12 protein-coding genes are annotated in these 13,537 nt (G+C 66.1%); 9 read left to right on the top strand and 3 right to left on the bottom strand.

What is annotated here, in order from left to right; genetic code table 11:
* The first annotated feature begins 61 nt into the window (after positions 1 to 61).
* The 5 genes from EV643_RS27875 to EV643_RS27855 all read left to right on the top strand — a co-directional run bounded on the left by EV643_RS27875 (position 62) and on the right by EV643_RS27855 (position 5,304).
* On the top strand, positions 62 to 814 hold the full coding sequence (locus EV643_RS27875) for a hypothetical protein (protein ID WP_133803123.1): 753 nt from the start codon (positions 62 to 64) through the stop codon (positions 812 to 814).
* Positions 815 to 931: 117 nt separating this feature from the next.
* Positions 932 to 1,984, top strand: a complete 1,053-nt coding sequence (locus tag EV643_RS27870) for a VldE C-terminal domain-containing protein (RefSeq protein WP_133803122.1) — start codon at positions 932 to 934, stop codon at positions 1,982 to 1,984.
* A gap of 277 nt (positions 1,985 to 2,261) precedes the next feature.
* Positions 2,262 to 3,137: a M48 family metalloprotease gene (locus EV643_RS27865; RefSeq protein WP_166665604.1), complete on the top strand. Its 876-nt coding sequence runs from the start codon at positions 2,262 to 2,264 to the stop codon at positions 3,135 to 3,137.
* Positions 3,134 to 4,792: a type IV secretory system conjugative DNA transfer family protein gene (locus EV643_RS27860; RefSeq protein WP_133803120.1), complete on the top strand. Its 1,659-nt coding sequence runs from the start codon at positions 3,134 to 3,136 to the stop codon at positions 4,790 to 4,792. Before EV643_RS27865 ends, EV643_RS27860 begins: the two co-directional genes overlap by 4 nt.
* A gap of 281 nt (positions 4,793 to 5,073) precedes the next feature.
* Complete coding sequence (locus EV643_RS27855) at positions 5,074 to 5,304, top strand: hypothetical protein (protein WP_133803119.1); 231 nt, start codon at positions 5,074 to 5,076, stop codon at positions 5,302 to 5,304.
* Positions 5,305 to 5,361: 57 nt separating this feature from the next.
* On the opposite strand, the gene EV643_RS27850 is transcribed toward EV643_RS27855, so the two are convergent.
* The 3 genes from EV643_RS27850 to EV643_RS27840 all read right to left on the bottom strand — a co-directional run bounded on the left by EV643_RS27850 (position 5,362) and on the right by EV643_RS27840 (position 8,817).
* Positions 5,362 to 6,468 (bottom strand): winged helix DNA-binding domain-containing protein, encoded by a 1,107-nt coding sequence (locus EV643_RS27850; RefSeq protein ID WP_133803118.1) that lies wholly within the window; start codon positions 6,466 to 6,468, stop codon positions 5,362 to 5,364.
* A 61-nt stretch (positions 6,469 to 6,529) separates the two neighbouring features.
* Positions 6,530 to 7,360 carry an SDR family oxidoreductase gene (locus EV643_RS27845; RefSeq protein WP_133803117.1) on the bottom strand — a complete coding sequence of 277 codons (831 nt, stop codon included), beginning with the start codon at positions 7,358 to 7,360 and terminating at the stop codon, positions 6,530 to 6,532.
* Positions 7,360 to 8,817, bottom strand: coding sequence for a flavin-containing monooxygenase (locus tag EV643_RS27840; RefSeq protein WP_133803116.1), 1,458 nt, complete (start codon positions 8,815 to 8,817; stop codon positions 7,360 to 7,362). The genes EV643_RS27845 and EV643_RS27840 overlap by 1 nt, the downstream gene beginning before the upstream one ends.
* A 108-nt stretch (positions 8,818 to 8,925) precedes the next feature.
* On the opposite strand from EV643_RS27840, the gene EV643_RS27835 reads away from it, so the two are divergent.
* From EV643_RS27835 to EV643_RS27820, 4 genes are all read left to right on the top strand, one after another.
* Positions 8,926 to 9,672, top strand: coding sequence for a TetR/AcrR family transcriptional regulator (locus EV643_RS27835; RefSeq protein ID WP_133803115.1), 747 nt, complete (start codon positions 8,926 to 8,928; stop codon positions 9,670 to 9,672).
* A gap of 28 nt (positions 9,673 to 9,700) precedes the next feature.
* A complete protein-coding gene (locus EV643_RS27830) occupies positions 9,701 to 10,615 on the top strand; it encodes an oxidoreductase (RefSeq protein ID WP_133803114.1) in 915 nt (304 codons plus the stop codon).
* A 77-nt stretch (positions 10,616 to 10,692) separates the two neighbouring features.
* Complete coding sequence (locus EV643_RS27825) at positions 10,693 to 12,267, top strand: alpha/beta fold hydrolase (protein ID WP_133803113.1); 1,575 nt, start codon at positions 10,693 to 10,695, stop codon at positions 12,265 to 12,267.
* Positions 12,268 to 12,675: 408 nt separating this feature from the next.
* The gene (locus tag EV643_RS27820; RefSeq protein ID WP_133803112.1) at positions 12,676 to 13,536 is read left to right on the top strand and encodes an aldo/keto reductase; all 861 of its coding nucleotides are present in this window, start codon (positions 12,676 to 12,678) and stop codon (positions 13,534 to 13,536) included.
* Position 13,537 lies beyond the last annotated feature (1 nt).

The raw sequence follows: 13,537 nt of genomic DNA, 5'->3' as shown, positions 1-13,537 counted from the left end.
CCCAGGGTCACGGCGCGGGGAGGGAAAGCGGCGAGGTTCGTCCGATGGTGATGACCCGTGGATGAGCGGTTCCGGGGAGGAGGGCACCGATCGTCGTTCACGTCGCCAGCGGAAACGTGATGACGCGGCGCGGCAGCGCGCGATGTTGCGTGAACAACGCAGAAGTGAGCCGGCCAGCCCGCTCGGTGTGATCGCGGTGATCATCCTGCTGGCAGTCGTCGTCCTGGGGATCGGAGGTGGGCTTCCGCGCCTGCTGGGCGGAGATGAAAATGGGCAGGAGCCGGTCGGCCTGCTGACGCCGGGCGCAGTCGAGGGGACAAACCCTCCTGCGCCGACACAAACTGGTACGTCGACCGACAGCCCCCGCGCAACGTCCTCACTGTCGACGCCGCCGATCCAGACGCAACGACCGGGTGCGTCTGAAACAGCGTCGGCAAATGAGACGGCGACGAATTGGGCGAAGCTGTTCTACGCGCGTACACCTACGAACGAAACCTATGAGCAACTCGTCGACCGGGCGGAACAATTCACGACATCCGAGCTGGCCTCGAGTTTCTCGAGCGCCGGCGACGCGACATACGAGGCGTTGGCGGCCGACGGGGGCACGTCGAAGGTGGTTTCCGTGACCGTTGTAGCGCCACGTCCGGACGTGGCGCCGGTCGACACACCAACTCGGATCACCCGCCTTGTCACAGTCAAGGTGGCAACCACAGGAAAGCGCGCCAGCAAGTTCGACCTTCCCTTACTCGTCACGGTGATTCCCGACGGAGATCGCTGGCTCGTGAGTGCCGTCAACGGTGGGACAGGCCCGTGACCGGGGGAACGGTCGGGCGCGATGTATAGCGCCAGAGATCTGGCGGATGCTGCTGGTTTAGGCAGCGCCGGCGGACTTGTCACCAAGGTCGCAGCCGTCGGGGCGTTTGTCGTCCTGATGGTCGTGGTGATGCTTGCCCCGTTCGGAGCCAGAGGCGATCAGGTCAGTGCTGCTTGTCCGCCGGGAGCACCGGGCGGAGCCAACGATCCGCAGATCCGTGGACCGTTGCGTGTTGTTCAGATCTCCTACGCCAGGATCATCGACAAGGTGGCGGCTGACCGCGGGCTCCCCGGACAAGCGACTCTGGTGGCTCTGATGACGGCGTTGCAGGAATCGCAATTGCAGAACCTCACCTACGGCGATCGTGACTCGGTGGGGCTGTTCCAGCAACGACCGTCGGCCGGTTGGGGTACGGTCCAACAGATCCTGGACCCGGTGTATTCGGCCGAGGCCTTCTTCGGCGGTGTGAATCCGCCAAGCCCTCCAGGCCTCGTCGACATCGATGGTTGGGACTCCATGCCGTACACGGTGGTGGCACAGGCCGTGCAGGTGTCGGCATTTCCTGACGCCTACGCGCGGCACGAGGACACCGCCCGCGAGATCGCCGAGGAGGCCGGGATCGATCTGAACCGCGCTGGCGATCCGTACGCCGGGCGGAGTGGCCCGCGACCGGTTACGACGGTTGCGCCCCTGACTGCCGCACCTGCGAACGCTCAATGCGGCGGCGGGCTGATCAATGGTCGTCCGATTGCAGGAAACTGGCCGACCGAGCAACAGTCTGTGCCAGATCCGACAGGCACCGGTGGCATGGTGACGCCGCGGACCGCCGCCTGGGTGCGTGCCGCCCAGGCTGCCCTCCAACGCCCCACCATGTCCTGCTGGGATGCACACCTGTGGAACCCGACCAGTGATCATCCGCTGGGCAAGGCTTGTGATCTCTTCGTCGGAGGGGATGGGCGGAAGTTGGCTGCGGCGCGGGCCAAAGGTGACCAGATCGCCAACTGGACGATTCAGACGGCCGATCGAACAGGCGTGCGGTACATCATCTGGTACGGAAGAATCTGGAGTGCGCGAACCGGCCAATGGCGCGAATACAACGGAGGCGGCGTCTACAATCCGACGGATGCGACCGGTGGCCACTACGACCACGTGCACGTGTCACTGTACTGAGCGAGGACGTCGGGGAAACGCGTGACGAATATCGTCTCGTGCAAGGGAGCGAAAGGATTCTGAACAGTGCAGCCGTCTGGTGGGTCGAGGGCATCCGATGAGCGGATCTGACGACCACGACTACAGGCCGGGATCCTTCTCGGCAGATGACTGGCAACCGCCCTCTCAGCAGAACGGGGGTGGTGCTCCCGATGCTCCTGACCACGCTCCGGGCTCCTTCTCGTCGGCTGACTCGACCCCATCGACTCCTCGCCCCGCTCAGGGGCCGCGCTTCTCCGTGCCTTCGGCCGCGGAATTGCTGCTCGGCATTCCCTGGGTTCTGTGGAGCGTTGGCGTCGTCTCGTCGATTTCGTCGATGATCTTCGACGGCTTCCCGGTCGTGCTCGTACTCGTGATCTGGATCCTGTCGGGGTTGTTGATCTTGTGGCCGCCGACGGAGAACTACCTCGCGAAGTACCTCTTCCGTCTTCGAAAGCCAACGCTGCTGGAACAGCAGAAACTGGACGTCGCTTGGCGTGCTGTCTGTGCCCGCGTCAACGTGAATCCGCAGTACTACAACTTGTGGGTCGAGGAGTCCGACAATATCAACGGCCTTGCGATGGCCGGCCGGACGATCGCGGTGACCAGATGGACTCTCAACAGCCTGCCGCCGCGACAGCTTCAGGCCGTATTGGCTCATGAACTCGGACACCACCGAGGCGGCCATCCGTGGGCGTCGTTGGTCGCCTTCTGGTACGCGCTGCCGGGGCGCCTGGTCGTTGTTCTCGTGCGCGGCTTGTTCAAGCTGGGCGCGCAGATTCCTGCTCTTGGGTGCTTGGTCAGTGGATTCGTGGCCCTCGCCGTCGGCGGTTTGATCCTCAACTCACTGGTTTTCGACCGCGGTTGGGGCTGGGCTGTCTACTCGCTGCTGCCATTCCTCGTTCCCATACCCTTGGCATGGTTCAGCAGGCGAGGCGAACTGATGGCCGATCTGGTCGCCGCGGATCTCGGATACGCCCGCGACACTGTCACCTTCTTGTACGACCTGCAGGCGCAGGGTGAGGACGTCGCTAGACGCGCCGCCGGCTGGCGTGGCGCCGTGTATTCGAATCACCCGTCCGTAGCCGATCGCATCACCGCCCTTGAGCAGTACATTCAGAACACCGGATCATGAACAGACGCCGCAAGCAACTCGAAGCCCTGAAGAAGAAGTTGGCCGCAATCGCGGGCGCCATAGCCCGGCCTGCCGATTCCGGGGGCACGCAGCCTGCGCAGCAACCGCGCGCTCAACCGTGGGAATCGATTCGGGCATCGCACCCGGAACTCGCCGATCAGCTGGACGACTTGGCACAGGCGGCTGACTTCGGTGACGTGGATCGTGCGCGGATCGCATTCGCTCTTCGGCAGTCGGGCGCAAACCCAGGGCAGCTGGATCGACTCGCCGAGGCGATCGGGCGAGATCGCAGCGGAGCGTTGGTTCACCCGTCGCAGCAGCGCAACCTACCCGGCACTAGATTCGCACGACACAACCTGCTCGCTGGACAGGTCAGACTAGGCGAGGTCGTTCTGGACCATCGGAGCGAGATCGACATCACCGGAGACTTCGGCATCGATCTGGACGTGCTGAGAACCTCCATGTTGGTCATCGGGCCGCCCGGATCGGGTAAGACTCGCGGCATCGCCACACCTATCGTTGAGCACCTGTCGCTCGCGGCTCTGACAGGTCAGGCGAGCATGGTCGTCGTCGATCCGAAATCGACCGACTTCGCCTACGATGGCTGGTTCGATGTGACGATCGATCCGTTGAAGCCGAGCTGCGGGTTCAGTCTGTTCGGTGGGTCGCGCACCGCCGACGTTGCCGCCGACCGGCTCGCCTCCGCGTTGCTGCCGCCGCAGGTCAGCGATGACAAGGCGTATTTCATCGACGCGTCGAAAAATGCGCTCTATGCGTGCCTCGCACCTTTCGAGACAGCGTTCGAGCGGTGGCCGACCGTGCCGGAGTTACTCGGACTGCTGAGGGCCGAGCATGCGTCGATTGACCGGGTCAAGGAGAGGCTCAAGGGCGCGGGGGCAAAGGAGATGAAGGCGCTCCTGGACACCCGACGGGCTCAGACCCAGCGGACGACGGATCCTGCTGCGAGTCTGGTCGAACGATTCGCGCTGCTCGACCGTCCGGCGTTGCGCAAGCTCCTCGATCACCCGGGACCGACGTTCCAGATGCGTGACCTAAATCGCCCCGTTCGGGTCAGGGTTGCGCTACCGGAGGCGGAGTACCCGGACGCTTCGAGGATTCTGGCCCGGCTGGTGGTCTCCCAGTTCGTTCAGATCACCTCCTCGTCCGAGACGGATCGGTCGATCTTCAAGGCGCTGGTGATCGACGAGGCGGGCCGGTTCGTCGACGACTATGTGGCCCGAGGTGTTCAGAAACTACGGTCCAACAACGCCGGCATGGTGCTGCTGTCGCAGACGATGTCAGACTTCCCGATCGAGGTGCGCGCCACGGTCTTCGGGTCGACTGGCTGCAAGGCGGTCTTTGGTGGGATCGATCCGCAGGACGCCGACGTATTCTCTCGGTGGTTCGGCGACCAGTACGTGAATCAGACGACGATCAATCGCAGTGCGTCCTCTGGCACGAACTACAACAGTTTCGGCATGCCGGACGGACGAAGCCAGAGCGAGACCTCGGGTTTCAGCGTACGGCGAATCGAGCGTGCCCGGTGGACGGTGTCGGACATCATCACCGGGGTACCGTCCGGGCATGCGCTGGTCTCATTGGCGCGCTCGAACGGCGTCCGAGTCGGCCCGGTCCTTGTCAACCTGAGGGCTTAGCAGACCGCGGCGCACGGAGCTCGATCCGTTGAATGCGCCGCGGTCTCATCAGCGTCGACGGTGTTGGTGCACCTCGGCTGACGCGCCGATAATACTCGACCGGGGCCTGCATGTGTTGACGCTCTGTGAACGAGCGATCGTCGAGACGACTGCCGGATTGGTAAGCTGTCAGCACAGACAGAAGTACCACGTGGTGCTTTCGTTCACTTTGTGATCGATTCGCCACGTGGTTGTTGGTGCAACCTTGGCGATCTTTCACCTGTCCACAGGAGCTCGATCCTATGGTTGCCACTAACACCCGTCGTAAGCGCACGTCTTTCGTAAAGAGAGTCGCGCGTTGGAACGCCAACTTGGTTGCCTTGACCTCGTTGATGGTGACGCTGACTGGTTTGCTTCGGCAGACCGCTCAGGTTGTTCTCATCGTGGTCGCTGCCATGACGGTGTTCTATCCGGGGCTTTTGCCGCTCGTGGCTGCGACGTTGGCTCTGCTGTTGCAGATTCGGCGCACGTAAGCGCGAGAGCGATCAGCTCGGCCCCCTGGGTCGGGCTGTTCGTGCGTTCAGGCGAGGTCAGGTGATGAATCGGAGCTCGTGGGATGCGTCGGGGGATGTGAAGGTCAGTAGGTTCTGGGCTTCTGATTCGATAGCGGATTTGGCTTGGTTGGTGAGGGTGGTTGTGGGCTGGATTTCGAGGGTGGTGGTTGATTTGGCTTGGCGGGTTAGTTTCCAGAAGGCGGTGGGGTGGGCGTTGTGGAGGATTGAGCCTCGGGTGAGGGTTTCGGTGAGGGTTAGGGCTCGGCGGGTGGGGTCAGGGAGGAAGCGGGTTCGGTCGGCGTGGGAGAGGAGGAGGTTGTCGTATTCGGGGAGGAAGCGGGTGGGGACGGGGAGGTCTTCGTCGGGGAGGGTGATGGTGGCCAGGTCGTAGAGGGTGCGGCCGGTGGTGGCGTCGGTGTAGGTGCGGAGGGAGGAGTGGAGGCGCTCGACAATTTCGGTGAGGCGGGTCAGGCCGGACCAGGCCTGGATGTCGGCGACTGAGGCGGGGCCGAAGGCGGCGAGGTAGCGGAGTACCAGGTCGTCGATCGAGGGGTTGGGGGACAGGGGAGCGCCCAGCCATAGGTCGGCGGTGGACATGGTGGGGTTGCCGCCCTTGCCCCAGACGCCGCGGGGTGGGACCTGGATGGTGGGGAGCAGGGAGCGTACGGCGTGGGCGAGGGTGGCGGGTTCGTGGTTGGGGAAGAGTGGGGCGAGGCCCTTGCGGAGTTGGGCGGCGGTCTTCGGGCCGGCGGCCATCAGGTCGGTTCCGGCTGCTAAGACCGCAGGGATGTCCAGGCCGTCGAGGCGGTGTCGGCCGAGGGTCTGGTTCTGGTAGATCTCGCGGTCGAGGCAAGGCTGGACGAGGGGGCGGATGGCGAGGAAGTCGCGGCTGGACATCAGGTGGATGGTGGCCCGCATCATCGAACCGCGGACCGCCTGCCGGTTCTCGATCAGGCCGGCCAGCTCGTCAGGTTTGAAGTCGGTCAGCCGGGACCAGAGGCCGACGTACGGCGAGAGGGGGACCTGGGCCTGCATGCCGACGAGGTGTTCGATCGCTTCGAGGGCGGTCGCCGGCCGGCGTTCGACGAGCCATTGGCGGACCAGGGTGGCTCGATTCAGGGCGCGCAGGCTCAACTTCGACATGGCTGATCCTCTCCTAGGGTCGGGATCAACGGTAGGGATAGAAGTGGCCAATTTCTGTCCGCTATTCTGGTCGCGTAAAGGCGGTCAGACGGGCCTCGTACTGCGCTCGGGCGGCGTGGTCGACGGTCAGGGCGCGGTCGTCACCGGCCAGACGTCGACCGAGGGCCATCAAGGGTTCGGGGATCAGTCCGTCGAGGAGATCCCAGCCGGCGAGGAAGCCGGGGACGGGGGTCTCGGCACGCCGGGTCCGGCAGGTGCGGATCACCGCGGCGGCCACGTCCGAGGGGTCGACCGTGGGCATGATTCCGCCTAGGCGTACGCCGGATGACAGTGACGTCCGAACGGCGCTGGGGAGTACGGCGCTGACGCTGACTCCGGTGCCGTGGAGTTCACGCCGTACTGCGGCTGACAGGCCGACCGCCGCGTACTTCGATGCGTTGTAGACCGCCATGCCGGGGAAGGGGATCTTGCCGGCCATCGAGGCGAGGTTCACCACATGTCCCTTGCCCTGGGCAATCATGCCGGGCAGGACCAGGCGCATGCCGTTGATCAGGCCCCAGACGTTGACGTCGAGGGTCGCGCGGCTGATCGCGTCCGGCTCGTCCAGGAATCGGCCGAGCGCCATCACGCCGGCATTGTTCACCAGTACGTCGATGCGGCCGGACTCGGCGATCACGCCGTCGGCGAAGGTGGCGAAGGAGTCCCGCGAGGTGACATCCAGCGGCCGCGCCCGGATCGCCGTCGCGCCGGGCTGGTTGGGGGTCTCGGGCAGGTCGCCTGTGTAGACGGTGGCGCCTCGGGCGGCGAAGGCCTGCGCCGTGGCTTGGCCGATTCCGCGGGCGCCGCCGGTGATGATCACGACGGCTGTGGACAGGTCGATTTTCGGGTACATCAGGGCACCTCCACGGCTTGCGAGACTGCGTACGCCGACGGGTCGAAACGGCTCACCTGGGTGCGGAGGCGACGTGTCGACCAAGGCCAGTTGAAGCTGTTCCGGCCATTCACATCCCGGTAGTAGCTGGCGCACCCACCGGTCTCGTAGACGGTGGAACGCAGGGCCGCCTGGAGCTCAGAGTTGTACGCGTCCTGGACCGCGGGCAGTACGTCGATACTCGACCACCCATTCCCCAGCAGCGCCTCGATCGCGCTGAGCGTGTGCGAAAGCTGTGCCTCCAGGATCATGAACGCGGACGTGTGCCCCGTACCGAGACTCGGTCCCAGCAGCGCGAAGAAGTTCGGGAACCCGGCCACCGTGGTGCCGAGATACGCCCGCGGACTCCCCTTCCCGTGATCCTGCAGACTCCGTCCCGATCCGTCGAACACCTGCGTCGCCAGCGGCAGATCGAGGATCCGGAATCCGGTGCCGAGGACAACCACATCCACCTCCGCAACCGATCCGTCCGTCCCGATGACCGTCGTACCGCGAATCTCAGAAACCCCCGTCGGGTGGACCGAGACGTTGCTCTGGGCAACCGCTGGGTAGTAGTCGTTGGACAGCAGAAGTCGTTTGCAGCCAAGCGTGTACTGCGGAGTCAGGGTCGCCCGCAATCCCGGATCACGGACCGATCGGTGCAGGTGCCATCGCCCGATCCGTTCGAGGAAACGCATCACCCCGGGACGCCGGAAGCCGATCCCGAGCGCCTCCATCCCGTAGTACTCCAAGGTACGTAACGCTTGTTGTGTACCTGGGAACGTCCGCATCAGCCAGCGTTCGGCGGCTGGCACGTAGTGGTCCGGCTTGGGTAACACCCATTGCGCGGTGCGTTGGAAGAGATGTAGCGAGTCGACAATCGGCTGAAGAGCCGGCAGGAACTGCACAGCCGAAGCGCCGGACCCCACCACCGCAACCCGCCGGCCCCGAAGGTCGACCGAATGATCCCAACGCGACGAGTGGAACACCGGCCCGTCGAATGACTCCAAACCGGGCAACGAAGGAATCACCGGCTCGTGCCAAGGCCCAGTTGCCGTGATCAAAACTCGCGCCTCGAGAACGCCATCACTCGTCTCGATGATCCACCGTTGCGCCGAAGGCTCCCACGACGCCCGCAGCAGCTCGACCCCGAAGCGCACGTACTCCGGTACGCCGTACCGCCGGGCCGTGTCCTCCAGATACGACCGGATCTCCGCCTGCCCCGCGAACGCACGGGTCCAGGACGGATTCGGCGCGAACGAGTACGAGTACAACGCCGACGGGACATCACACGCGCACCCCGGATACGTGTTGTCCCGCCAGGTCCCACCCAGGGCGGACGACTTCTCGAGCACGGCGAAGTCCGTGATCCCGGCCTGCAGCAGCCGGATCGCGGCACCCAGACCGGACGCGCCGGCTCCGACGATCACCACATCCATACCCAGACCTCCAGCTGTTCGGATCATTCAGAAACCGAGGGTATTCGGATACCGTGAGGATGTGAAGACCGTGAGCATTGGAAGACCGTGAGCATTAGAGTTCCGGCCATGCCGAGGATGAGACGGACCGAGAGCCAGGCGCGGACCCGCGAGACCCTGGTGCATACCGCGACCGAGCTGTTCCTGCGGGACGGATACGCGGCCACCTCGCTGGAGAAGGTCGCGGACGAGGCCGGCTACTCCAAGGGAGCGGTCTACTCGAACTTTCGCAACAAGGACGAGCTCTGCCTGGCCGTCGTCGACGCGATCCGGGCCGACCAGGCGCATCGGATGGCGGCCGCGCTGGATGGCGCCGAGACGCTGGAAGACATGCTGATCGCGTTCCAGCGGTGGGCGGAGTCGACGATCGGGGATCAGGCGTGGACGGTGTTCGAGGTGGAGTTCGCGACCCGGGCCCGCCAGGACGACGTCGTACGGCGGGAGCTTGCTGAGCGCAATGCGCAGATCCGGGACGCGGTGACGGTGTTGCTGGTCGAGCACGCGGAGGAGTTCGGTATCGAGTTGCCGATGCCGGCTGCGGATTGCGCGACCGCGTTGCTCAGTCTCGGTGTCGGCCTCGGCGTGCAGCGGGCCATCGACCCCGACGTCGGTGTCGCCGTGCTGCCGAGCGTGATCCGCCTACTGGCCGGCGGCGCCGGCAGTGGCAGCGCGGGCAGTGGCAGCGCGGGCAGTGGCAGCGCGGGCAGTGGCAGCGCGGGCAGTGGCAGGGCCGGCGGTGGTGGCGCGGGCAGTGGCAGCGCGCGCGGTGGCGGCGCGGGCAGTGGCAGCGCTGGCGGTGCTGGCGGACGACTATGACCTGTGCGCCCGCGACTACTGTGGGCGCATGACCTGGAGGACTGCGGACATCCCTGACCTGACCGGACGTCGAGCACTGGTCACCGGCGCGACCAGTGGGCTCGGTTACCAGACCGCTCTCGAGCTTCTCAAGCACGGCGCGGAGGTTCTCATCGCCGCCCGCAATCCCGTGAAGGCGGCGACCGTGGCTGATGAGCTCGCCGCTGCCGGGCCGAGACCGGAGGTCGTCGACCTCGATCTCGCCGATCTGGACAGTGTCGAGAAGGCGGCCAAGACCGTGGCCGAGAACCACGATCGGCTGGACCTCCTGGTCAACAACGCCGACGTGATGGCAACGCCGTACCTGGCGACGGCGCAGGGTTTCGAGCTCCAGTTGGGTACCAACCATCTTGGCCACTTCGCCCTGACCGCGCGGCTGATGCCGTTGCTCGAGAAGGCGCCGGAGCCTCGGGTGGTGACGGTCAGCTCGTTCATGCACAAGACGGTCCGCGGCTTGGATCAGGGCGATTTCCGGGCGGCGAAGGGCTACCGGAAGTGGGAGGCGTACAGCAAGTCCAAGCTCGCCAACCTGCTCTTCATGGCCGAGCTCGACCGGCGCGCCAAGGCCGCCCGATCCCCGCTGGTCAGCGTCGGCGCGCATCCCGGCTACGCCTCGACACATCTGCAGACGCATGGTCCCGAGCTGGCCGGCAACGCCTTCGAAGCGCGCATGTGGGGCGGCATCAACAGACTCGTCGCCCAGTCGGCCGCCGCCGGTGCCTGGCCGAGCCTGTACGCCGCGACGCTGCCCGCCCTGCCGTCCGGTTCGTACGTCGGACGGGGGTTCTTCGAGTTCCGCGGCGCGCCCAAGATCGTCCGCCCGGCCGGTCCCGCGCGCGATCCCGAGCTCGCCAGGCGGTTGTGGGCCTGGTCGGTCGAGGCGACCGGCGTAGACGCCTTCTGACTCGCCGTGCCCAACTAGTGACACACCGGTAACTTCGTGGTTACTCTTCGGTAATCCGAAGCCCCGGAGGTGTCCAGATGCGCAGATTCGCCCTGATCCTGGCCGTGGTTCTGGCGATCACCGGTGTCGCCCCAGCGCCCGTTCAGGCCGCGCCCGGCTTCAGTACGTCGTACCAGCGCATCCCCGGTGCGGGTGGGATCGAGATCGGCGCGGTGGTGCTCACCCCGACGGGGCAGGGCGATGGGCCGTTCCCGCTCGTGGTGATGCCGTCGAGTTGGGGCCTGCCGAACGTCGAGTACGTCGGTCAGGGCGCGAAACTGGCGACGGCCGGGTTCCAGGTGATCTCGTACTCGAGTCGCGGGTTCTGGGATTCCGGCGGCGGGATCGACATCGCCGGGCCGCCCACGATCGCGGACGTGAGCAGGGTGATCGACTGGGCAGGCGAGCACACGCCGGCCGACACGGACAAGGTCGCCGCCGTCGGGATCTCGTACGGCGCCGGTACTGCGCTGCTCGCGAGCGCCCAGGATCCGCGGATCAAGGCGGTCGGTGCGTTGAGCGGCTGGGCCGACCTGATCAACTCGCTGAATCCCAACGATACGGTGGCTTTGCAGGCTGTCGCGTTACTGCTTGCCGCAGGCAACATCACCGGGCGGCCCGGACCCGAGATGCAGTCGTTGCAGACCAAGTTCGTGGCCGGCGACTACGACGGCGTGATCGCGGAGGCGAGACAACTCGCGCCGATCCGTTCGGCGGCGACCGTGGTCGACCGGATCAACGCCAACCGCCCGGCCGTGTTCCTCGCGAACGCCTTCGAGGACTCGCTGTTCCCGCCGGTCCAGTACACCGACTTCTTCACCAAGCTGACCGGTCCGAAGCGGCTCCTGCTCGTCCACGGCGACCATGCGACTCCGGACGCGACCGGTGCGGTCGGCCTGCCGAACGAGACCTGGGACAAACTCGTGCCCTGGTTGCGTTTCTACCTCACCGGCGACGGCCACGCCGGGGGAGCGACCGTACAACTGAAGGACCAGCGCGGCGTCTGGCGCGGCTACTCGAACTGGGCCGCCGTGGGCTCACCCAGTACGGCGTACCTGGGCAAGCCGGGGTTGTCTCGCACGGGTGCGCTGCAATCCCAGGCGGCGACCGGGTGGAGTAACACGATCGGAGCTGGGATTCCGACGATCGCCGACAGCGGGGTTGTTCTGGTGTCGGGCTTCCTGCAAGGACAGTTGTCGATACCGACCGGTGTCGCGACGCCGCTGGTGGATCGCTCGTTCGCGGGCGTGTGGTCGGGGCCGGTCTACAGCGACGGCGCACTGATCAACGGGGCGCCGCGGCTGCACGTGACCGTCAAGCCGACCGGACCGGACACATCCCTGTTCGCCTACCTGTACGACGTGGACGCGCTGGGCATCGGGTCGCTCGTTACCCACAAGCCGTACACGTTGCGCGATGCGACACCTGGTCAGGCGATCCCGCTGGACATCCAGTTGGAGGGGACGAGTTGGCAGGTGCCGGCGGGACATCGGCTGGTCCTGGTCGTCGACACGGTCGATCCGCGGTACCTCAGCCGCAGCAGCATCGGTACCACAGTCAGCTTCAGCTCGCCGGCGGGTGATCCGGCCTGGCTCAAGGTGCCGTTCGCCTGAGTTCGGGCCGGGTAAACGTCATGCACCGGTCCGCTGGACGGTATGACGGAAGATGCTGTTGGCAACAATGATGCGACGCTGGTCGGCGGGACGTACGTCGACGGCGCATCCTGGGGCAGCGGACGCTGGCCTGGAGCCCCGACGGAACGACGCTCGTGATGGCGCAGGAGAACGAGCTCCGCCTGGTCGTTGTCGCCACCGGCGCGCAGTCTGTCATCTGGTCGTCGGCCAACGTCACCGTGCGCGAACCGGCAACCCCAGCGGCCTGGGCTGGGCACCCAAGATCTCCTGACACCGACCTGGGGCGGGATCGCAACCGATCCCGCCCCAGCCTCGTGTAGCAGTCGAGATGCGAAGTGGTCGCGGAGCGATCATCCTGGTAGTGGCCGACCAGGGAGGTGTGGGCCGATGACCGCTCCCAGCCGATTGCTCTCGCCGCGTCTCGTGCAGCGGTTTCGGCCGCCCCGGTTCGGGCTGGGCGGTTCGTCGATCGGCGAGCTGCCCGCGACCGCCGACGGTGATGTGACCGCGACGGCAACCATCGAAGCGGCGTACCGGGCCGGCATCCGCTTCTTCGCGACTGCGCCTGGGGATGCAGACGGTCGCGGTGAGGTGCGGTTCGGTACGGCGCTCGCCGGGCACCCACGTGGGGAGTTCGTGCTTGCGACGAAGGTCGGTGGGGAGTTGTCGGCCGCGAACGTGCGTGAGTCGCTGACCGCGAGCCTTGGTCGGTTGCGGGTCCCGTCGATCGATCTGGTGTTCATCCTGAGTCCGGGTGAGCGGTCCGCACTCGACGTCTACGCGGCGCTGCTGGAGCTGCGTGCGGAGGGGGTGGTCGCCGCGATCGGGGCCGCGGGCAACGATTGGAAGGCGCTGGACCACTTCGTCCGGGACGTCGAGCTCGATGCCGTCGTACTGGGCGGCGGGCATTACTCGTTGCTCGACCGTTCTGGCGAACCGTTGATGGCGCGATGTGAGGCGAGGGGAGTGGCGGCGATCGTGTCGGGGGTGCTCACGCCCGAGGTGCTCTGGACCGATCGGTCCAAACAACCATCCGAGCCCGATGTGATCCGGGCACGCCGGATCGCCGGGGTCTGCGAGCGGTACGGCGTCTCGCTGCCGCAGGTCGCGCTCGCGTTCCCCAGCCTGCATCCGGCGGTGACGTCGGTCCTGATCGGCGCGGCCAGCCCTGCCGAGATCCGGGCGGATGCGGCCCTGGTCCGCCAACCCGTGCCCGCCGGGCTCTGGCGGGAGGCCGAGCTATCCTGAG

It is taken from the genome of Kribbella caucasensis (assembly GCF_004361855.1).
Lineage (GTDB): Bacteria > Actinomycetota > Actinomycetes > Propionibacteriales > Kribbellaceae > Kribbella > Kribbella caucasensis.
Note: the sequence above shows the minus strand (reverse complement) of the source record. Positions and strands in the feature narration are given on the sequence as shown.